This is a genomic window from Streptomyces sp. NBC_00090, assembly GCF_045160815.1.
In the GTDB taxonomy this organism is placed as follows: Bacteria; Actinomycetota; Actinomycetes; order Streptomycetales; family Streptomycetaceae; genus Streptomyces.
Map to the genome: position 1 here is coordinate 1,138,543 of NZ_CP108224.1, position 21,242 is coordinate 1,159,784.

Below are 21,242 nucleotides of genomic sequence, written 5' to 3' on the forward strand. Positions count from 1 at the left end.
GGGACGCGGCCGGGGTCAACCGGTCGGTAACACCGCCGGTAACAACGTCAGGGCTCGCGGCCCTCCACCCACTGCCAGAAATCGACCATCATCCGCTCGTAACGGATGCCGAACTCCAGCGCCTCGCGCTGTCCGCGCGTCAGCAACTCCCCGACGCCCTCCGCCAGTTCCTCGTACTCGCCGAGGGTCCGGCGGTGCTCGTCGACCTGGACCGGGGCGTGGACGCGCGGGCTGGCGCCGAACCACAGCTTGAGGATGCCGCGTTCGCGGGCCTCGACCGGTACGAAGGAGGAGTCGGCGAGCCAGTCGCGCAGCGCCGACGTCCCCTCCTCCGTCAGCTTCATCAGGCGCCTGTTCCGGCCACCGGGCTGGCGGATCTCCGACAGCAGTCCCGCCTCCAGGAGCCGGTCGCACTGGGCGTAGACCTGCGCGTGCGGCATCGACCAGAAGGGGGCCACGGTGCGCGCGGCCTCCACCTTCACGTCGTACGGACTGGCCTCGCCCAGCTGGTCGATGATGCCGAGCACGAGGTAGGAGGGCGTGGTCAACCGGACTTCAGACATGCGGCGACCGTATCGCGGCGCTCGCCGCGGTCACGGTCACCGCGGTCACGCTCGCCGCGGTCGCGGTCGCGGTCGCCGCGGTCACGGTGAGCGGGCGACCTCGGCGAGCGGGCGACCCCGGCGTGCGGCAGCTCCGGGCAAGCGTCAGCCCCCGGGCGTGCGGCGGCCGGTCACTCCGCCCGCAGGGCGCGTGCCGTGCTCGTACGGGCCGCCCGGCCCGCCGGGAGCAGGGCTCCGGCCGTCGCGATCACCACCCCGGCGGCGGCGAGGAGCGCGAGCAGGGGCGCGCCGTACACATCGATGTCGGCGGGCGGGATCGTCGTGCCGACCGCGCGGCCCATCGCCGGCATCACCCAGCCGTGGAGCCCCACGCCCAGCGGGACGCCGACGGCGCCCGCCGCCAGACCGATGCCGCCGACCGAGGTGAGGACCTGAGCGACCGTCTGGCGCGGGGTCATGCCCAGCGCCTTGCAGACGCCCAGGTCACGGACCCGGTCGCGGGTGTCGAGGACCACGGTGTTGAACACCCCCAGGCAGGCGACCACGACCAGCATCACCGTGAGCACGGCGACGAGCGCCTGCATCGCCCGGATGACGCTCGACTTGCCGCTCTCGGTCACGGCGGCCCGTGCGCCGAGCGGCGCCACGGCGGCGTCGAGGCGCTCGGCGTACTCCGCCCGGTCCGTACCGGGGGTGACGGTGATCGCGAAGTCCCCCGGCAGGTACCGGGGTTGCAGCACGGCGACGGAGGCGGTGGCGGTACGCAGGGCCATGCCGCTGTCGCCCAGGTCGAAGACCTCGCCGACGATCCGGACCCGGACGGTGCGGCCCGCTTCGGAGAGGGCGACCGTCTCCCCCACCCGTACGCCCGTGGCGCGCAGGAAGCGCGTCGCGGCGACCGCCTCCCCCGGGGCCCCGAACCAGCGTCCCTCGACCATCGTGTGACGGCTCCCCGAGGTGTCCCCCTCGTACGCGACGAGCGGCGCGCCGCCCTTGAGCCCGGCCACGCCGATCTGCGTGCGGGCGGTCCGGTAGACGGAGCCGGTGCCGGGGAGCGCGGCGGTGGCCTCCGCCACGGCGGCCGGGTCGGCGGGCTTCCCGGGCATCGCCTCGCCCGGGCCCCCGGGCGGGGCGAGGGTGCGGACGGTGACGTCTCCCCCGCGGTCCGGGTCCCCGTCGGTCTTGACGGCGAGCAGGGTGCTGCCGAGCCCCACCGCGAAGGTCACCGCGAGGGCGCCGAACGTCACCGCCGCGGCCGTCGTCGCCGAACGCGCGGGGCGGGCGAAGGGCGCGGCGAGCCCCAGGGTGACCGGGCGCGGCAGCGGCAGCCGTCCGAGCAGGGCGCGGATCCGGCGGCCCCGGGCGCCGCCGGTGGCCGGTCCGACACGGAGGACCGTCGAGGTGGGCAGCCGGGCGGCCCTGAGCGCGGGGACGAAGGCGGTGACGGCCACCACCGTGAGGGCGCCGGCGGGCACCAGGAGGTCGACCCAGAGGGGGATGCGCACCGCGGCCGTCCCGTACGCCTCCGCCACCTCGGCCATGAGGGGTACGGCGAGCGCGTTGCCGAGGGCGACGCCGAGCAGGGCGCCCAGCGAGCCGGGGAGCAGCGCCTGGGCGACGTACGCCCGCCCGATCTGGAGCGGGGTGAAGCCGAGGGACTTGAGGATGCCGATCCGCCGGGTCGCGGCGCCGACGGCGCCGCTGACCACGATGCCGATCACCAGGACCGACATGGCGATTCCGAGGATGGCGAAGGCGGAGACGAAGGGGACGAAGGCCGCCGTGTTCTCCTGGGCCGTCTCGCGGACGTCGAGGTACGACTGGGTCCCGGCGAGCGAGCCGGTCGGGACGGCGGCGGCGATCGCGTCCCGCCCCGCGGCGACCTCGGCGCGGGTGTCGGCCCGCGTGAAGCGGTAGAGCATCTGGTACGCGGGGCGTTGTGCCCCCGCGAGGGAGGTGAGCTGCGCGGGTACGACCCAGGCGTCGGCGCTGGCACCGGCGGTCACGGCGATGCCGACCACGGTGAGTTCGGCCGCACCGGCCGTTTCCGTCGTACCTGCCGTTTCCGCCGTACCTGCCGTGCCCGCCGTACCTGCCGTGCCCGCCGCACCCGCCGTGCCCGCCGCACCCGCCGCACCCGCCGCACCCGCCGTCATCCGGTCCCCGATACGCAGACCCGGCGGCCGCGCCCCCGCCTCCAGGACGATCTCCCCGGGGCCACGGACCCAACGGCCCTCGACCAGCTCCACCGCGTCCACCGCGTCCGCCTGAACGTCGGCGGAGGCCCGGCCGACCACGGTCAGGGGCGGCGGTTCGAAGCCGGGCGGAGCCTCCCCACCACCCCGGAGGCGTACGGAGACGAGGGCGAAGGGGCCCGCCGCCGCGGCCACGCCGGGCGCCCGCGCCGTCGATGCCAGTCGGTCCGCGGTGACGGCCGAGCCGTCGAACTCCGCGGTCAGATGGGCCCCCTGCTGGCGGGCGAAGGCCCGGTCGAAGGGAGCGGCGGAGGCGACGAGGAGGCCGACCGCCAGGACCGCCGCGGCAACCGGAAGCAGTGTCGTCAGGACCATCACGACGGTCTGCGTGCGGCGCCGCCCGACCCCGGCGCGGACGACCCGGCCGAGGGCTCCGCCGCGCTTCGGCCCGGCGCCGGTCGGGAGACGGCCCATCGGGAGACGCCCCGCCGGGTCGGGACCGCTCGTACGGGAACTCATCGGGCCACGCCCGCTCGTACCGGTGCTCATCGGGCCACCGCCATGACGTCCCGGGCGATGCGGCCGTCGACCAGTTCGATCGTGCGGGTGGCGCAGGCCTCGGCGAGGGCCAGGTCGTGGGTGACGAGGACGATGGTCTGGCCTTCGGCGTTGAGCCCGCGCAGCAGCTCGCGGACGTCCGCGCCGGACGCGCTGTCCAGGGCGCCGGTGGGTTCGTCGGCGAGGAGCAGCGGCGGACGGTTCATCAGGGCCCGTGCGACGGCGACCCGTTGTCGTTCGCCTCCGGAGAGCCGGCCCGGATGGGCGCGCGCGTGCCGGGCGATGCCCAGCCGGTCGAGGAGCTCGGCCGCACGGGCCGCCGCGCGGGCCCGGCCGGTGCCGGCCAGCTGCGCCGGGAGCAGCACGTTGTCGAGGACGGTCAGATCGTCGAGGAGGTTGAAGAACTGGAAGACCATGCCGATCCGGCTCCGCCGGTACTTCGCGGACGCGGCTTCGCTCATCCGGTCGACGCGCAGCCCGTCCACGGTCACCCGACCGGTGCTGGGGCGGTCGAGCCCGGCGAGGAGGTTGAGCAGGGTCGACTTGCCGCTGCCGGAGGGCCCGAGGACGGCGAGCGCCTCCCCGCGCCGCACGCGCAGGGTCAGTTCGGTGAGGGCGGCGGGGCCGTCGTCGTACGTCCTGCCCACCTCGCTCAGGTCGATCAGGTCCGTCGGATGCGTCGGGAACTCGGGTTCGGGCACGGGCGCTCCAGGGCTCGGAGGACAGCGGTGGGCGGGGACGAGGAAGGAAGCAACAAAGGAAGGAAGGAGAGGGCCCGGACCGCTCGTCCGGCGCGGCACCGACGCTAGAAGCGGCCGTGCCCCACGCGCGTCGGCCGCGGTGCCGAGGATCCGTACCGCCCTCGGTGGAGGCCCGGCCGCGTCATCCGCGCGATGTACTCCGCCGGGTCGCGCCCCTGCTCCCACGGGTTGATCCGCTTTCCGGCCCCTCTTGTCACACTGACCCGGTGAGCAGGTACGAGACATTCATCGACCGGGTGCGCCGGCCGCGCGCGCTGGGGGCGCCGCCCCCGCTGTCCCGCTGGGCGTGGGCGGCCGACGGCCTGCTCGCCCTGTCCCTCGCCGTCGCGACGGTCGTCGGTGACCTCAACCGCTCGTACGTGGAGGTGTGGCCCGACCTGGACGAGCTGCCTCCCCCGCTCCCGGTGACCGGCGAGGTGCCCGCGCCGCCACCGCCTCCCGCCCCGCCGTCGCCTCCGGCCCCGCCGTCACCCCCCTCCCTGCCGTCACCTCCTGCCCCGCCGTCGCCACCCGCCCCGCCGTCGCCGCCCGTGCCCCCGGCGATCCCGGAGGGCGCGCCGGGTCCGCACATGCCGCATCCCGTGCCCGCCGTGGAGCACGTACTGCCGCCGGTCGAGGCCTGGGAGATGGTGGCGGCCCTGCTGACCGCCCTGCCCCTGGTGTTCCGCCGCAGGTTCCCGCTCGCCGTCTACTGGGTGGTGACCGGGGCCGCGGTCCTGCTGCACCTCGGCGACGTCTCGGCGGACGCGACCAACGTCACCTTCATGTCCGGTCTCGTCGCGGCGTACAGCGCGGCGATGTACAGCCCGCACCGGAAGACCGTCCTGGCCTCGCTCACGGCCGGTGCCGTGCTGTACGCGGCCGTTCCGCTGGTCCCCGACGTGGACAGCGGCCTGGTGCTCGTCCTGGTCCTGCTCCCGCTGGCCCTGGCCACCCGCGGCGTCCATCTGTGGCGGCAGCGGGTGCGCGCCCTGCGGGCCGAGCAGGAGGCGGCGCTGCGGCGGGCGGTGGAGGCGGAGCGGGCGCGGATCGCCCGGGAGCTGCACGACGTGGTCACCCACAACGTGAGCATGATGACGATCCAGGCCGGTGCCGCGCGCATGGTCCTCGACAGCTCCCCCGACCAGGCCCGGGAGGCGATGCGGGCGGTGGAGGCGGCCGGGCGGACGGCGATGTCGGAGCTGCGGCACGTGATGGGGCTGCTGACGATGGCCGCGGACGGTCCCGATCCGGCGACCGACGTGGACCTCGCGCCGCAGCCGGGGCTGGACCGGCTGGCGGAACTGACGGACCGGGTGCGTTCCTCCGGGGTGCCGGTGGAGGTGGAGGTGCGGGGCGTCCCGGTCGCGCTGTCGGCCGGGGTGGACCTCGCCGCGTACCGGGTGGTGCAGGAGGCGCTGACGAACGTGGTCCGGCACGCGCCGGGGGCGCGGGTGTCCGTCGCCGTGGAGTACGGACCGGAGGAGCTGCGGGTGGAGGTCTCGGACACGGGCAGACGGAAGTCGCGGTCGGCGGAGCCCGAACCCGGCGGCGGGCACGGCCTGCTCGGTCTGCGCGAACGGCTCGCGGTCTACGGCGGTACGCTGCGGGCGGGCGGGCGCCCGGGCGGTGGGTACCGGGTCCGCGCGGTGATTCCCCTGGAGGCCTCGTGACCGACGCGCCGCGCGTGGTGATCGTCGACGACCAGGCCCTCGTGCGGACCGGATTCCGGATGATCCTGGCCGCCGACGGCATCGAGGTCGTCGCGGAGGCGGCCGACGGCGACGAAGCCGTCTCCGCCGTCCGCAGGACCCGGCCGGACGTGGTCCTCATGGACATCCGGATGCCGGGCACCGACGGTCTGGAGGCCACGCGCCGCATCCTCGCGGACGCGGAGGAGACGGCGGCGCCCAGGATCGTCGTGCTCACCACGTACGACCTCGACCGGTACGTGTACGCGGCGCTCGGCGCCGGTGCGAGCGGCTTCCTGCTCAAGGACGTCACTCCCGAGCATCTGACGGCGGCGGTCCGGCTGGTGCGCTCGGGGGACGCCCTGCTGGCGCCGGCGATCACGCGCCGGCTGGTGGAGCGCTTCGCCGGGTCGGGTGCGCGGACGGCTCCCCTGCACCGCGATCTCGCGACGCTCACCCCGCGCGAGCTGGAGGTCCTCGAAGCGCTGGCGCGCGGCCACACCAACGCCGAGCTCGCCGCGCGGTTCCGGCTGAGCGAGGCGACGGTGAAGACGCACGTCGCCCGCATCCTGTCGAAGCTCCGGCTGCGCGACCGCGCCCAGGCGGTGATCGCCGCCTACGAGACGGGGCTCGTCACCCCGGGCTCGGGGGGCCCGGGCTCCGGCGGTGCGCAGCCGGGGTAGCTGGGTAGTCGGGGTACTCGGGGCGCTCGGGCCGGAGGAGTTCGCCGAGCGCTGCGAGGCGGATGAGCCGGAGGATCCACGGCTGGTCGCAGATCAACCGCCAGCGGGCGCCCCGCGCCTGGGTCCGCCCCGCGCAGTGGGCGAGCAGACCGAGCCCGGTGGCGTCGCAGAAGGTGAGACTGCGGATGTCGACGGTCAGGGCCTCGGACTCCCGGACGAGGGCGTCGAGCTCGGGCCTCAGGTGCCGCACCAGAACGAGGTCGAGCTCGCCGCGGAGCGCGGCGACGGTGAGTCCGCCGGTCGAGCGGACGTCGAGGTGCGGGTCGTGACGGGGAATCAGCTGCATCGGACGCTCCACAGGGTGGGTCCTTGTGTCCCGTCGAGCGTGGCCGCGCCCCCGGCAAGAGGGACGTTTCGCCTCGACCACTGTCACCTGAATCGGTGAATACGCGGGCCGCCTGGAGTCATCGACCCCCACTGTTCCGAACGCATGGCCGAACGAACGCGCTCGCCTACGGGAGCCGCGGGTGACGTGCCCAACGACGAACCCCCGCCCTTCCGCGCCGGAAGGACGCTATCCACGTGCAGGTGGTCCATGTGCCGCGTCACGGGCCGGTGTACCAGGCAATTTCACGCCCGCCAGGCATTTCACGCCCGCCCAGGCATTTCACTCCCGCCTGGCCTTTTCACGCCCGCCTCGGGGCGCGTCATCCGCCCTCGGCATCCTCGGCATCCTCGGCGTCCTCGGCGTCCTCGGCGTCCTCGGCGTCCTCGGCCTCCCAGCGCAGCAGGTCGCCCGGCTGGCACCCGAGCACCTCGCAGAGCGCGGCGAGCGTCGCGAAGCGCACCGCCTTGGCGCGGCCGTTCTTGAGTACCGCCAGGTTGGCGGGCGTGATCCCCACGCGGTCCGCGAGCTCGCCCACGGACATCTTCCGCCTGGCCAGCATCACGTCGATGTCGACGGCGATCGGCATCAGATGACCTCGTCCAACTCGGCCTGCATCTGCGACGCTTCGACGTCACGCGCGACGGCCTGGGCCAGCAGCAGCCGCAGCACGAGCACGAAGAGAGCGACCCCCAGGATGGCCACGCCGACCCCGCCCATGATGACGGTGACACCCGGGTCGTCCCGCTGGCCGGGCGCGTTGAGGGCCGTCACCGCGAACCACACGAGGGCAGCCGCCACGATCGCGCCGATCACGACGTCCACGTACCGGAAGGCGGCGTGGGAGAACACGGTTCCGCGTCGCACCATCGTCACCAGCCGCCATACGCAGACCAGGGCGACCTGGGCCGACACCATGCCCAGGATCGTGAGCACCCGCAGCGGGTTCAGCGGGAGCGACCCGTCCTCCGGGTCGGTGGCCAACGCCCACACCATCAACGCCTGTACGAACACGGTGCCGGCGAGCACCACCACGAGCACGGCGCGCAGCGCAGCCACTGTCAGCTTTCCCATAGCCCATCCTTCCATCGAGTCACGATGGGAATCTATCGAATCTCGATAGGTGAAGCAAGGGCTGGAACGTGCGACGGGCCCCGGCACCCCTCCCGCGCTTCTTCGCAGGGGGGATGCCGGGGCCCGTCACGGGCGGGGGCCGGGCGGATCAGCCCGCGAAGCGGGCCATCCACGCCTCGACCTCGTCCGAGGTGCGCGGCAGCCCCTCGGACAGGTTCTCGTTGCCGGTCCCGGTGACGACCAGGTCGTCCTCGATGCGGACGCCGATGCCGCGCCACTCCTCCGGCACGGTCAGGTCGTCCGGCTGGAAGTACAGGCCGGGCTCGACGGTGAGCACCATGCCGGGCTCCAGGACGCCGTCGACGTACTCCTCGTTGCGCGCGTGCGCGCAGTCGTGGACGTCCAGGCCGAGCATGTGACCGGTGCCGGCCATGGTGAAGCGGCGCTGCAGACCGAGCTCGTACGCGCGGTCGACGGGGCCCTCGATGAAGCCCCACTCGACCAGCTTCGCCGTCATGCTGCGCTGGGACGCCTCGTGGAAGTCGCGGTACGGGGCGCCCGGCTTGACGGCGGCGATGCCGGCCTCCTGGGCCTCGTACACCGCGTCGTACACCTTGCGCTGCACCTCGGTGAAGGTGCCGCTGATCGGGAGGGTGCGGGTGACGTCGGCGGTGTAGAGGGAGTTCGTCTCCACTCCGGCGTCGAGGAGGAGCAGCTCGCCGGGGCGGACCGGGCCGTCGTTGTCGGTCCAGTGCATGATCGTGGCGTGCTCGCCCGCGGCGCAGATCGAGCCGTAGCCGAGGGCGTTGCCCTCCAGGCGCGCGCGGCGGAAGAAGGTGCCCTCGATCCAGCGCTCGGAGGTCGCGACCGCCCGGGACAGCTCCGAGACGCAGTCGGTGAATCCGCGCACGGTGGAGTCCACCGCCTTGCGCATCTCGCCGATCTCCCAGTCGTCCTTGACGAGGCGGAGGTCGCTGAGCACCTCCTCCAGCTCGTAGTCGCGCTCCTCGTCGGTGGTGACCGCGGCCTCCAGCGCCGGGTCGTGACCGCGCACGATCCGGGTCGGAACCGCGGTGGAGGCGGCGGCCAGGTCCTCGGCGATCGTGCGGACGTCGCGACAGGGCAGACCGAGGACGCTCTCCGCCTCGGCGAGCGAACGGCGCCGGCCCATCCACAGCTCGGCCGAGTAGCCGATCCAGAACTCGTCGTTGTCCCGGCTGTCCCGGGGCAGCTGGTAGCAGTAGGCGTCGTGGCCGCCGTCCGCGCGGGGTTCGAGCACGAGGGCGCCGTCGCGGGCCTGGTCGCCGGTCATGTGCACGTAGCCCGTGTAGGGGCGGAACGGGTAGGTGTCGTCGTTCGAGCGGGTCTTGAGGTTCCCGGAGGGGATCACCAGGCGCTCGCCGGGGAAGCGGGCCGAGAGCGCGGCGCGGCGGCGGGCCGCGTACGGGGCCTGCTCGTCGAGCTCGAGGTCGTGGCGCTCGGTGTCGGCCCAGCCCGTCCGCATCAGGGCGGAGAGTTCCGCGGAGACCCCGTCGTAGAGCCCGTTCTTTCGACGCTTCGCCATGCGATGCACCTTCTTCTCGGTGGGTTTCCTCGGCCACCGGTCGTCGGCGGCACCCGGACAGTACTGCGCCGGACGGCCGCTGGGTGCCAAGGACCGCCAGTGGCACAGATCGGCCATCGGGCCCTCCCCCCATGGGTGCGGAGGGGCCACCGGGCCGTCGATAATGCGGCTCATGGCGAAAGCAAAACTCGGTGAGGCCCTCCGGCTCCTGGGGATCGATCACGACGCGGGCCGCGTGTACGAGAAGCTCCTGGAGATGGCGCCCGCCCCGCTGAGCGCGATCGGCTCCGCGGCCGGTCTGGACGGGGCGGCGCTCACGGCCGCGTACGGCGAGCTGGTCGACGCCGGCCTGGCGAGTGCCGCCGTCGAGGGCCAGGACGTCGTGGCCCCCGTCCCGCCCGCCGCCGGCCTGGAGATCCTCGGCCGGCACCGGGCGGCCGAGCTCGACGAGTCCCGCATCACCGTCGGGGGCGCGTTCGAGTCGTTCCGCAGGCAGCGGCTCGCGGGCGAGCACGACCACCTCGTGGAGATCGTCACCGGCGACGCGATCGGCCTCCGGATGCGCCAGGCCTGGGCCAGTGCCCGCGCGCAAATCCGCCAGCTCGACTCCCCGCCGTACTTCCCGCTGCCCGGCGCCACCGAGGACGCGCTGGCGACCCTCGCCCGCGGGGTGACGCAACGTGTCGTGTACTCGCGGGAGTCGCTGGAGCTGCCGGGCAACCTGGAGTCGGCCATCGAGCCCTGCATCGAGGCCGGGGAACAGGCCAGGGTGCTGCCGTCGGTGCCGGTGAAGCTGGTGATCATCGACGACGCGTACGCCCTCGTGTCGCTGTCGATCAAGGAGGCCGACGTCCACAACACGATGCTGGTCGTACAGCCCTGCGGCCTGCTCTCGGCTCTGGTGGCACTCTTCGAGCAGTCCTGGCAGAGTGCGCTGCCCTTCCACGGGCACATCGCCCGCCCGGGCGGTCTGCCGCCCGCCGACCGCCGTCTGCTGTGGCTCCTCGCGGGCGGCGCGAGCGATGACGTCATCGCCCGGGAGCTCGGCATCAGCCGCCGGACGCTGTTCCGCCGGATCCAGATCCTGATGGCCCGGCTCGGCGCCACGAGCAGGTTCCAGATGGCCCTGCAGGCCCAGCGCTCCGGCTGGCTGTGACGCAGGACAGGCCCTAGGGGCCGTGGCCGCCCCCGACGTGGACGCCGACATGGGCCCCGTACGCGCTGGCCGTGGAGCTGAACAGGACCAGGTCGAGGGGCTGCGCGACCTCCACGTGGACCGTGGCTCACGCCCATCCTCGGCGCGGGCGCGGGCGCGTCCTGCGTTCAGGCCGCGGCGCGGAAGACGTACGCCGTCATCGGGGCGGTGACCGGCCCCGGGCCCAGTCGGGCCGTCATCTCCTCGATGACGGTGGCCCGGACGGCCGGTCCGTCGCCGCGCTCCTCGACGGCCACGCGCACCGGTGTCCCGGCGAGGTACCCGGTGGCGAGGTCGGCGGTCGACGCGGCCCGGCCCTGAAGCGTCAGCTCCTGCTGGTCCTCGACGGCCGCCAGATCAGCGGCCACGACAGCGGGGTCGGCGTAGCCGTGCGGAACCGTCGGGAAGAACCGCGGCGGGTCCACCGGAAAGGCCCGCTCCAGCCCGGCCTGCAGCGCGACTTCGAAGGCGTGCGTCCCGAGCGGGCCCCAGGTGTTGAACAGGAACCGGCCGCTCGGGGCCAGCACCCGGCGGACCTCGGTGAAGGCCGCGACCCGGTCGGGGAAGAACATCACGCCGAACTGGCAGACCACCAGGTCGAAGCCGCCGTCCGGGAACGGCAGCCGCTGTGCGTCGGCCTGCCGCCACACCGCGCCCGGGGCCCGGGTCGACCCGAAAGCGACCATGGCCTCGTTCAGGTCGGTGGCCGTCACCTCGGCCGACGGTGCCGCTGCGACCAGGCCCGCCGTCAACACGCCAGTCCCCGCGGCCAGTTCAAGGACTCGACGAGGGTGGAGTACCCTCGCCCGGGCGGTCAGGTCCGCGGCGAAGGGCCGGAAGACCACCGGCACGAGGTACTGCTCATAGGCCGCCGGCATGGACTCGGACCACCACCGGTCGGCATTGATTCCTGTCACCCGCACGACGGTAGCGCCGCGCCAGGAAGCCTCTTCCCTGCCGCGCCGCCGTGCGCATCACCTTCGCCCTCGCGCTGGTGAGACCCGGCACCGCAGGAACTCGGCTTCGGCCGCGACGGTCATCGGTACCACAACTGCGACACTGCCCACCGTGGCGGGCAGCGTCGCAGTCAGCGGGTGTGATCGGTGCCACCGGTCAGCGGGCCGGTGATCGCCGTGGATCAGAAGGTCGGCTTGCAGCTGTTGATGCCGTCGGCGTGAAAGCTGAACAGGTCCTGGACCCTGAGCTTCCGGGTGCCGTTGGCGATCGCTTCGTCAGCCGTGGGCAGGGGATCAGGGGTTGATGGTGAGGGCGACGTCGTCGATCACGAAGGACGTCGTGTACCACTCGTCCTCCGTGCCCGTGGACTTCAGGGTGACGCTCTTTCCGGCGAAGGCGGACAGGTTGACGGTCTTCTTCACGTAGCCCTCGGCCGCGTCCAGGTTGGAGGCCGTGGCCACGGTGGCCGTGTTGGCCTGAACCGTCAGCTTGTCGTACTGGATTCCGGCCATGGCCTCGTCGGTGTTGATGTACTGCCAGTACGTCAGGGGCGCGCTGCAGCCGGCCGGGAGGGTCACCGTCTGGGAGAGGGTGTCGGTGCTCGCGTGGTCCCGGCCGTTCAGCCACGCCCTCCATATACCGGTGTGTGCCGGCTGGCTCCAGGAGTTGTCGATGACGCCGGTGGTGGCGGTCCACACGGTCTTACCGGACTCGAAGCCGGGGTTGCCGAGCAGCTGCTTCGGGTCGCAGGGGCCGGGCGCGTAGATCTTCCAGGTGAAGGTGGTGGTGCCGGTGGCGTTGGTGGAGTCCTTCGCCGTGACCGTGACGTTGCTGGTGCCCAGCGTGGTGGCGGTGCCGGTGATCTTGCCGGTGGAGGCGTTGATCGACAGGCCCGCGGGCAGGCCGGTGGCCGAGTAGGTCAGCGTGCCGGGGTTGGTGCTGGTGGCCTGTGGAACGGGTAACCCCCGGGATTCCCCCAGGAGTCGGTGCCCGCGGAATGCGCGTATCGAGCAAGCGAACTGACGTAAGATCGGCAGAATTGACCCGTTCATGTCAGTAGTGCGCAATGAAGTTGACACACGCGCAGCAATGAGGAGGACCCCCCACATGTCAGTGATGCGTGAGTCACGTCGCCGAATAGCCACGGCCGCGGCCATCGCGGTCGCCGCCCTCGCCCTCGGCTCCGCCGCCACCCTCCCGGCTGCCGCCGCACCGGCCGCCCCCGAGGGTGTCATCGAGAACGCCGGAGCCGAAGGCACCATCGCGGGCAGCTACATCGTCACCCTCGACGAGTCGGCGCAGGCCGAGACCGCCAAGGGCCGGGCCGTGGTCGCCAAGTTCGGCGCGAAGATCGAGCGGACGTACACCTCGGCGATCAACGGCTACGCCGTCGAGCTCTCCGAGGCGCAGGCGCGGAAGCTCGCGGCCGACCCGGCCGTGAAGTCCGTCGTGCAGAACCGCGTCTTCACGATCGACGCCACGCAGCCCTCCCCGCCGTCCTGGGGCCTCGACCGGGTCGACCAGAAGACCCTCCCGCTGAACCAGAGCTACAGCTACCCGGACTCCGCGGGCCAGGGCGTCACCGCGTACATCATCGACACCGGTGTCCGCATCAGCCACAGCGACTTCGGCGGCCGCGCCTTCAACGGCTACGACGCCATCGACAACGACAACACCGCCCAGGACGGCCACGGCCACGGCACCCACGTCGCCGGCACCGTCGCGGGCACGTCGTACGGCGTAGCCAAGAAGGCCAAGATCGTCGGCGTCCGCGTCCTCGACAACTCCGCCACCGGTACCACCGCGCAGATCATCGCGGGCATCGACTGGGTCACGCGGAACGCCGTCAAGCCGGCCGTCGCCAACCTGAGCCTCGGCGGTGGCGCCAACTCGGCCCTCGACACGGCCGTGCGCAACTCGATCGCCTCGGGCATCACGTACGCCGTCGCCGCCGGCAACAGCAACAGCGACGCGTCCGGCACCTCGCCGGCGCGCGTCCCGGAGGCGATCACGGTCGGCTCCACGACCAGCACCGACGCCCGCTCCAGCTTCTCCAGCTACGGCTCGGTCCTGGACATCTTCGCCCCGGGCTCGTCCATCACCTCGGCGTGGAACACCAACAACACCGCCACCAACACCATCTCCGGCACGTCGATGGCGGCCCCGCACGTCACCGGCGCCGCCGCCGCATACCTCGCCGGCAACCCGACGGCGACCCCGGCGCAGGTCTCCGCGGCCCTGACCACCGCCGCCACCCCGAACGTCGTCACCGACCCCGGCACCGGCTCCCCGAACCGGCTCCTCCACGTCGGCACCACCACCCCCCCGCCGCCCAGTGTCCCGAAGTTCGAGAACACCGCCGACTACGCCATCGCCGACAACGCGACCGTCGAGTCCCCCGTCACCGTCAGCGGCGTCACGGGCAACGCCCCCTCCGCCCTCCAGGTGCCGGTGAACATCGTCCACACCTACATCGGTGACCTCCAGGTCCAGCTGATCGCCCCCGACGGCTCGGCGTACACCCTGAAGGAATTCGGTGTCGGCGCCAGCGTGGACAACATCAACACCACGTACGTCGTGAACGCCTCCTCGGAGGTCGCCAACGGCACGTGGAAGCTGCGGGTCACGGACGAGGTGTCCGGCGACAACGGCAAGATCGACTCCTGGGCCCTTCAGTTCTGAGCCCGAGGGACCTCTGAGCCCGAGGGACCTCTGTGCCCGACCGGACCGTGATCCGATTCCCATCGGACCGGAACATGAAGGGTGAGGGGCGGTCGCCCGAGGGCGGCCGCCCCTTCCGTCAAACGCTGGAGCCGCCGAGTCCTACCAAGCAGCCGTCACCCTCGCCTCGCTCCTGATGTGGCGTGACACTTTGACGGCAATCCCTGGGGCCTGTCCGGCGGATCAGGGTCGGACAGGCCCTACGTGACGGAGGGTCAGCCAGTGGCCGGGCCCGCGAGGCGCTGCCACAGGAACGTGTGGACGAGGGCGCTGTTGTGGGCGGCCTGTTCGTTGTCGCCGGCGCCCGCGTGCCCGCCGCCGGTGTTCTCGTGGAACAGCACCGGATGGCCGAGCTCCCGCAGCCGTGCCGCCGTCTTCCGGGCGTGGCCGGGGTGGACGCGGTCGTCGCGGGTCGAGGTCATCAGCAGGACCGGCGGGTAGACCGTGTCCGCCGCGAGGCGGTGGTACGGGGAGATCTCACGGAGGTGCGGCAGGTCGGCCTCGTCGTCGGGATCCCCGTACTCGGCGATCCAGGAGGCGCCCGCGAGGAGCCTGTGGAAGCGGGTCATGTCGAGCAGCGGCACCTGCGCGACGATCGCGCCGAACAGCTCGGGGTACCGGGTGAGCATCGCGCCCATGAGGAGGCCGCCGTTGCTGCCGCCCGAGGCGCCGAGCATGGCCGGCGTGGTGACACCCCGCGCGACGAGGTCCTCGGCGACGGCCGCGAAGTCCTCGAAGGCCCGGGGCCGGTCCGCGCCGAGCGCGGCCTGGTGCCAGTCCGGTCCGTACTCGCCGCCGCCCCGGATGTTGGCGATCACGTAGGTGCCGCCGCGCTCCAGCCACGCCCGGCCCGTAACGGAGCCGTAGTAGGGGGTGAGGGAGACCTCGAAGCCGCCGTAGCCGTACAGCAGGGTGGGGCCGGGCCCGGTGACGGCGTGGTCGGGGCCGATGACGAAGTACGGCACGCTCGTGCCGTCCCGGGAGGTCGCGAAGTACTGCTCCACGGACAGTCCGGCCGCGGCGAAGCGGTCCGGGGCCTGCTTGAGGAGTTCCGTGTCGGCGCCGATCAGGCCGCGGTACAGGGTGGAGGGCTGGAGGAATCCCGATACGTCGAGGAAGTACTCGTCGGAGACGTCGGGGTCGGTGTCCACGATGCTGACGGCGGAGAGCTCCGGCACGCCGACGAGCGGTTCGCGGGTCCATCCGCCGTCGGGGGCGGGGGTGAGGACCTCGATGCGGGTGCTGACGTCGTGCATCGTCTCCAGGATCAGGTGGTGACGGGTCCACGCGTGCCCGGCGAGGGCCGTCCGCTCGTCCGGGGTGAACAGCACCTCGGGGGTGCGGTCGCCCGCGAGGAAGGCGTCGAAGTCGAAGGCGAGGAGGGAGCCCGTCGGCTGTCCGAGCCACTCGGACTTCAGGGTGACGACGAGATGCCGGCGGTGGGCGTACGCGACGGCGTCGTCGGGCACGTCGATCCTGACGAGCGCGCCGTCGGGCCGCAGGAGGTGCGTCTCGCTGCGGAAGAAGTCCAGCGAGCGTCCGACGAAGTCCCGCTCGAAGCCGGGTGTGGTGTCGCGGTGCCCCCAGGCCGAGACGTCTGTCTGCTCCGCCTCGAAGACGAGCTCGGCCTCCTCCACCGGCGTGCCGCGCCGCCAGCGGCGGACCTGGCGCGGGTAGCCGGAGTCCGTCAGGGTGTCCGGCCCGGTGTCCGTGCCGACGAAGACGGTGTCGGCGTCGATCCAGCCGATCCGCGTCTTCGCCTCCGCCACCTCGAAACCGCCGTCGACGAACGCCCCGGTGCCGAGGTCGAACTCCCGGACCACGACGGCGTCCCCGCCGTCTCGCGACCGCCGCACCAGTGCCCGGTCGTGGTCGGGGTGGCGCACCCGGGCCCCGTCCCACACCCACTTCTCGTCCTCGGCGGCGGCGAGCGCGTCGACGTCGAGGAGGACCTCCCACTCGGGGGCGTCCTTGCGGTACTGCTCCAGGGTGGTGCGGCGCCAGACGCCCCGCACGTGCTCGGCGTCGCGCCAGAAGTTGTACAGGTGCGCGCCCCGGCGGACGGTGTAGGGAATGCGGTCCGCGGCGTCCATCACCTCGCGCAGGCGCTCCTTCAGCGGAGCGAACGCGGGGTCGGCGGCGAGGACGTCGGCCGTCTCGGCGTTCCGCTCGGCGACCCACGCGAGCGCGGCCTCGCCCGACACCTCTTCCAGCCACAGGTACGGGTCGTCGTCGCTCACGCTCTGCGTGTTCCGCATGGATCAGTTCCCGTTCTCGCGTCGGAGGTGTGCCGAAAGGTGGTGCTGCAACGGCCGGCCGACCGCCGCGAGGTCGTGGAGGAAGTCGAGCGTGTCCGCGTCCGTCAGCGTGTAGCGGCGGCGGGTGGCGGTCACCTCCTTGGCCGTGGGGGTGAGCGCCACCTGATGGGTGGTGAGGTCGATCCGGCCGTCCGCCGCGGTGCCGACCAGGATCTCCGCGATGCCGGTGGGCTGGGTGATCAGCGCCTCGACGCGCCCTTCGGGCTGGATGCGCCACCAGCCGCTCTCCCGGGCCGCGGGCCGCAGCGGGGCGCCGTCCGCGTCGATCAGCCAGGCGCGGGCCTCGTAGTGGAGGAACGGCCGCCCGTCGTGGCTGAAGGTGACCTGCTGCTCGTACGTGAACTCCTCGGCCAGCGTCGGGTACTCGCCGCGGCCGCGGCCGGCCCAGGTGCCCAGGAGACCGGTCACCGGCGCGAGCAGCGGGTGCGGCGCGGGCGCCTCGTCCGGCCGGAGGGCGTCGGGGTACGGGTGCTTCCGGTCGCGGTCGAACATGAGGTGCGCTCCTGGGTCGGGACCTGTGCCGGATGGCAGCTTAGGTCGTCGGCCCGCCGCCGGTCGCGGTTCCCCCGCCCGCGACCGGTCGTCTCCCCCGGGTCTATCCCCGGCTGCGTATCAGCAGGTAGAGGAAGTACGGGGTGCCGATCACGGCCGTCATGAGGCCGGCGCCGAGCTGGGCCGGTGCGATGACGGTGCGGCCCACCAGGTCCGCGGTACAGACGAGGACGGCGCCGAGGAGCACCGCGACGGGAACGACGCGGGCGTGCTGCCGGCCGACGAGGGCGCGGGCCGCGTGCGGTGCCACGAGTCCCACGAAGCCGATCGCGCCGGCGGCGGCCACGGCGGTGGCGGTGAGCAGGACGGCGAGGGCGAGGAAGCCGAGGCGTGTGCGTCCCAGGCCGAGGCCGAGGAGGCGCGGGGTGTCCTCGTCGAGGGAGACGAGGTCGAGTTCGGCGCGCCGGGCGAACGCGACGGCCGTGCCCACGGCGAGGACCGCGACGAGGGGTACCACGTCGGGCAGGGACCGCCCGTAGGTGGAGCCCGAGAGCCAGGTGAGGGCCTTCGTCGCGTTGAAGGGGTCGGTGAGGATGATCAGAAGGCTGATCAGGGCGGTGGCGGCGATGGCGACGCCGAAGCCGACGAGGACGAGCCGGTTCTGCTGGAAGCCGCCCCGCGCGGCCAGTCCGAAGACGAGGACGGAGCTGGCGACGGCGCCCGCGAACGCGGCGCCGGCCATGCCCCACGAACCGGCCAGGGGCACGGTCGTCACGAGGAGTACGGCGCCCAGCGCGGCGCCGCCGGAGACGCCCAGGACGCCGGGTTCGGCGAGCGGGTTGCGGGTGACGGCCTGGACGAGGGTGCCGGCCAGGGCGAGCGCCGCTCCCGCGAAGAGGGCGGCGAGGACGCGGGGCACCCGGGTGTCGAGGACGAAGGTGAGGGTCCGGCCGGCCTGGCCCTGGGCCCAGTTCACGACGTCGCCGAGGAGGAGTTTGCTGTCGCCGAGGAGTACGGCGGCGATGGCGACGCCGATCATCACGGCCACCAGGACGGCGGTGACGGTGAGGAAGCGGGCCCTGCTCCTGATGCGGAGTCGCTCGGTGGCGGTGGCTCCGGCCGTGTCCCGGACGCGGGTGGCCATGACGATCAGGAAGACGGCGCCGACGAGGCTGGTGACGACGCCGGTCGGCACGGAGACCGCCACGTCCGCCGGTACGAGGGCACGCAGCAGGACGTCGGAGCCGAGCACCAGGGCGGCGCCGGTGAGACCGGCGACGGGCAGGAAGCCCCGCGACCGGGTGAAACCGCGGAACCTGCGGGCGAGCGGGCGGACGAGTGCGGGGGCGCACAGTCCGACGTAGCCGACGGGTCCGGCGAGGGTGACGGCGGCCGTGGAGAGCAGGGCCGCGAGGACGACGGCGGTGACCCGGGTGGCGCGGACGGGCACGCCGAGGCCGTGGGCGGCGTCGTCGCCGAGGGCGAGGGCGTCGACCCGGCGGGCGAGGAGCAGCAGTCCGACGAGGCCGATGACGGCGATCGGGGCCATCTGCAGGACGCCGTCGAAGCCGTTCTGGCCGATGCTGCCCTGGTTCCACTGGTAGAGGCCCTCGGTCTCCGCGGGGAACAGCAGGAGCATGCCTTCGGTGACGGCGGTGAGGCCGAGGGTGAGGGCGCTGCCGGCGAGGACGAGCCGGACCGTTCCGGCGCCCAGGCCCGAGAGGGCGAGGACGACGGCCGCCGCCACGAGACCGCCGACGAACGCGAGGGCGGAGGAGGCGAACAGCGGGAGCGAGAGGCCGAAGGCGGCGCCGAGGCCGAGCGCGAAGTAGGAGCCGGCGTTGACGGCGAGGGTGTCGGGCGAGGCGAGGACGTTGCGGCTGACGGCCTGGAGGGCGGCGCCCGCGATGCCGAGGACGGCGCCGACCAGGAGGCCGGCGGTCATCCTCGGCAGGCGGGAGGCGACGACGACGGACGCGTCGGCCGGATCGGCCTGGCCCGTGAACGCCTTCCACACCTCCGGGGCGCCGACCGCGGCCGTGCCCTGGGTGATGTCCACGAGCGCGAGGGCCGCGACGAGGAGGACCAGGGCGGCCGTCACCGGGGCCGCGCCCGTCCGGGACGTGGCCGTCGGCGGACGGGTGGCGGGAGTGGTTGCGGTGACGGCCATGGTGTTACTTCGTCAGGGCGGCGACGACGGAGTCGACGTACTTGCTCATCGACTGGGGGCCGCCGAACATCCAGATGCCGTCGGGCAGCCGGTGCACGTTGCCCTTCTTGACGAACGGCAGGGACGTCCACACCTTGTCCTTGGCCAGGACTCCGGTGAACGGGGTGCTGCCGGCGTCGCCGTCGTTGCCGACGTAGGCGAACTGGACGTCACCGAGCTTGGTGAGGCCCTCGACGTCGGTGGCGCCGAGACCGTAGGCCGGGTCGCCCTTGACGGTCCAGGCGTTCTTCAGACCGAGCTTCTCGCTGACCGCGCCGATCAGCGAACCGCTGGTGTAGGGGCGGATCGAGACCTGGTTGGACATGACGTAGCCGTCGGCGAAGGCGTACTTCGTCCCGGCGAGGCCGGCGTCGGCGAGGGCCTTCCTGCCCTCGTCGAGCTTCGTCTGGAACTGCTTCTTGAGTTCCTCGGACTTCTGCGTGGTGCCGGTGGCCTTGGCGATGGCGTCGAGGTCCGCGTTCATCCGGCCGATCGGGTCGGCGGCGTCGGCGGCCTTCAGCGTCAGGACCGGGGCGACCCTGCGCAGCTGCTTCACGGCGGCCGGCGGCAGGTCCGTGGTGGCGACGATGAGGTCGGGCTTCAGGGCGGCGACGGTCTCCACGCTCGGCTCGCCGCGGGTGCCGATGTCCTTCGGCTCGTTCTTGAGCGGGACGGCGGTGTCCCAGGTCTTGTAGCCCTTGACGTCGGCGACGCCCACCGGGTCGACGCCCAGCGTGATCAGGTGCTCGACGACGTTCCACTCGGTCCCGACGACCTTCTTGGCGGGGCCGTCGAGCTCCACCTTCTCGCCCGTGGAGTCGGTGAGGGTGATGCGCTCGGTGGTCTTCTTCGCGTCGTCCGCGGCAGGCTCGGTGGTTCCGCAGGCGGACAGGGTGAGGGCCGCGGTGGTGGCGGCCGCCGCGGTGATGAGGAGTCGTCTCATGAGGTGGTGCTGAGCCTTTCGCTTCGCGAGTGGTGCCGGCCGATCGCGCGCGTGCGCAGCCGTCCGGTCAGGGGGTCGGTGTCTACGTCGATGCGGATGCCGTACGTGTCGGTCAGCCGCTCGGGAGTCAGTACGTCCTCGGGGTCGCCGTCCGCGACGACCCGTCCCGCGTCGAGCAGGACGATCCGGTCGGCGACGGCCGCGGCCTGGTCGAGGTCGTGGAGGACGGCGCCGACGGCGATGCCGTGGTCGTCCGCCAGATCGCGCATGAGGTCGAGGAGTTCGACCTGATAGCGCAGGTCGAGGTAGGTCGTGGGTTCGTCGAGGAGCAGCACTCCGGTCTGCTGCGCGAGGCAGCCGGCCAGCCAGACGCGCTGGAGCTGGCCGCCGGAGAGGTGCTCGGCGCCGCGTTCGGCGAGTTCCGTGACGCCCGTCATGGCGAGCGCGCGGTCCACCGCGGCCCTGCCTCCCGGGTCGGCCCTGCCCCAGCGTCCGCGGTACGGGTAGCGGCCGAACTCGACCACGTCGCGCACGGTCAGGCCGCTGGGCGTGGGCCGTCCCTGCGTGAGCAGCGCGACGTGGCGCGAGAACTCACGGGGGCTCAGGGCGAGGCCGTCGGTGTCGCCGTCGATGACGAGCTCGGCGGTCCGTGGCTGCTGGAGGCGCGCGATGGTGCGCAGCAGCGTGGACTTGCCGCTGCCGTTCGGGCCGACCAGGACGGTCACTTCGCCCGGGCGCAGCGTCATGGAGGCGTCGTGGACGACATCGACGCCGTCGTACGCCACGGTGACGCCCGTGGCCGAGAGTTCATGACCGTGGGGGCCGAGGGCCGCGGAGGTCTCTTCACCTGCTTGCACGTCCCGAAGGTTAGCCTAACCTTAGCTAGACGCAAAAGGGGGGTCGGAAGTCGGCCGCAAGACGAATTCCGGCCAAGCCCGCAGGTCCACGCCCCGA

The 21,242-nt window shown here is 73.0% G+C and carries 18 protein-coding genes; 4 read left to right on the plus strand and 14 right to left on the minus strand.

What is annotated here, in order from left to right:
• Positions 1-47: 47 nt before the first annotated feature.
• From OG361_RS04925 to OG361_RS04935, 3 genes are all read right to left on the minus strand, one after another.
• On the minus strand, positions 48-563 hold the full coding sequence (locus OG361_RS04925; RefSeq protein WP_405852027.1) for a PadR family transcriptional regulator: 516 nt from the start codon (positions 561-563) through the stop codon (positions 48-50).
• A gap of 170 nt (positions 564-733) precedes the next feature.
• Positions 734-3,277 (minus strand): ABC transporter permease, encoded by a 2,544-nt coding sequence (locus OG361_RS04930; RefSeq protein WP_405852028.1) that lies wholly within the window; start codon positions 3,275-3,277, stop codon positions 734-736.
• A 26-nt stretch (positions 3,278-3,303) separates the two neighbouring features.
• Positions 3,304-4,017 carry an ABC transporter ATP-binding protein gene (locus OG361_RS04935; RefSeq protein ID WP_405852029.1) on the minus strand — a complete coding sequence of 238 codons (714 nt, stop codon included), beginning with the start codon at positions 4,015-4,017 and terminating at the stop codon, positions 3,304-3,306.
• A 266-nt stretch (positions 4,018-4,283) separates the two neighbouring features.
• Between OG361_RS04935 and OG361_RS04940 the strand changes: the two genes are divergently transcribed.
• Positions 4,284-5,729, plus strand: coding sequence for a sensor histidine kinase (locus tag OG361_RS04940; protein ID WP_405852030.1), 1,446 nt, complete (start codon positions 4,284-4,286; stop codon positions 5,727-5,729).
• Positions 5,726-6,430, plus strand: coding sequence for a response regulator (locus OG361_RS04945; RefSeq protein WP_405852031.1), 705 nt, complete (start codon positions 5,726-5,728; stop codon positions 6,428-6,430). Before OG361_RS04940 ends, OG361_RS04945 begins: the two co-directional genes overlap by 4 nt.
• Here the strand turns inward: OG361_RS04945 and OG361_RS04950 are convergent.
• The 4 genes from OG361_RS04950 to OG361_RS04965 all read right to left on the minus strand — a co-directional run bounded on the left by OG361_RS04950 (position 6,381) and on the right by OG361_RS04965 (position 9,453).
• Positions 6,381-6,776 carry an STAS domain-containing protein gene (locus tag OG361_RS04950; protein ID WP_405852032.1) on the minus strand — a complete coding sequence of 132 codons (396 nt, stop codon included), beginning with the start codon at positions 6,774-6,776 and terminating at the stop codon, positions 6,381-6,383. The two genes, OG361_RS04945 and OG361_RS04950, sit on opposite strands and share 50 nt — an antisense overlap.
• A 361-nt stretch (positions 6,777-7,137) precedes the next feature.
• A complete protein-coding gene (locus OG361_RS04955) occupies positions 7,138-7,404 on the minus strand; it encodes a helix-turn-helix domain-containing protein (protein ID WP_405852033.1) in 267 nt (88 codons plus the stop codon).
• Complete coding sequence (locus OG361_RS04960; protein ID WP_405852034.1) at positions 7,404-7,889, minus strand: DUF2975 domain-containing protein; 486 nt, start codon at positions 7,887-7,889, stop codon at positions 7,404-7,406. Before OG361_RS04960 ends, OG361_RS04955 begins: the two co-directional genes overlap by 1 nt.
• A 148-nt stretch (positions 7,890-8,037) precedes the next feature.
• A complete protein-coding gene (locus tag OG361_RS04965; protein WP_405852035.1) occupies positions 8,038-9,453 on the minus strand; it encodes an aminopeptidase P family protein in 1,416 nt (471 codons plus the stop codon).
• A gap of 172 nt (positions 9,454-9,625) precedes the next feature.
• On the opposite strand from OG361_RS04965, the gene OG361_RS04970 reads away from it, so the two are divergent.
• Complete coding sequence (locus tag OG361_RS04970) at positions 9,626-10,609, plus strand: LuxR family transcriptional regulator (RefSeq protein ID WP_405852036.1); 984 nt, start codon at positions 9,626-9,628, stop codon at positions 10,607-10,609.
• 167 nt (positions 10,610-10,776) lie between these two features.
• Here the strand turns inward: OG361_RS04970 and OG361_RS04975 are convergent, their stop codons facing one another.
• Together OG361_RS04975 and OG361_RS04980 are read right to left on the minus strand one after the other, a co-directional pair.
• Complete coding sequence (locus OG361_RS04975) at positions 10,777-11,526, minus strand: class I SAM-dependent methyltransferase (RefSeq protein WP_405862085.1); 750 nt, start codon at positions 11,524-11,526, stop codon at positions 10,777-10,779.
• A 372-nt stretch (positions 11,527-11,898) separates the two neighbouring features.
• Positions 11,899-12,657, minus strand: a complete 759-nt coding sequence (locus OG361_RS04980; protein ID WP_405852037.1) for a putative Ig domain-containing protein — start codon at positions 12,655-12,657, stop codon at positions 11,899-11,901.
• A 55-nt stretch (positions 12,658-12,712) separates the two neighbouring features.
• On the opposite strand from OG361_RS04980, the gene OG361_RS04985 reads away from it, so the two are divergent.
• A complete protein-coding gene (locus tag OG361_RS04985) occupies positions 12,713-14,287 on the plus strand; it encodes a S8 family peptidase (protein ID WP_405852039.1) in 1,575 nt (524 codons plus the stop codon).
• Between the two features lie 254 nt (positions 14,288-14,541).
• Here OG361_RS04985 and OG361_RS04990 read toward each other — a convergent pair whose 3' ends face one another.
• The 5 genes from OG361_RS04990 to OG361_RS05010 form a co-directional block, all read right to left on the minus strand.
• A complete protein-coding gene (locus OG361_RS04990; RefSeq protein WP_405852040.1) occupies positions 14,542-16,584 on the minus strand; it encodes a prolyl oligopeptidase family protein in 2,043 nt (680 codons plus the stop codon).
• Positions 16,585-16,587: 3 nt separating this feature from the next.
• Entirely contained in the window at positions 16,588-17,136 is a 549-nt protein-coding gene (locus OG361_RS04995) for an FABP family protein (protein WP_405852041.1), read from the minus strand.
• Positions 17,137-17,239: 103 nt separating this feature from the next.
• Positions 17,240-19,306 (minus strand): iron ABC transporter permease, encoded by a 2,067-nt coding sequence (locus OG361_RS05000; RefSeq protein WP_405852042.1) that lies wholly within the window; start codon positions 19,304-19,306, stop codon positions 17,240-17,242.
• Positions 19,307-19,310: 4 nt separating this feature from the next.
• Complete coding sequence (locus OG361_RS05005; RefSeq protein WP_405852043.1) at positions 19,311-20,288, minus strand: iron-siderophore ABC transporter substrate-binding protein; 978 nt, start codon at positions 20,286-20,288, stop codon at positions 19,311-19,313.
• The gene (locus OG361_RS05010; protein WP_384575573.1) at positions 20,285-21,145 is read right to left on the minus strand and encodes an ABC transporter ATP-binding protein; all 861 of its coding nucleotides are present in this window, start codon (positions 21,143-21,145) and stop codon (positions 20,285-20,287) included. Before OG361_RS05010 ends, OG361_RS05005 begins: the two co-directional genes overlap by 4 nt.
• Between the last annotated feature and the right edge of the window lie 97 nt (positions 21,146-21,242).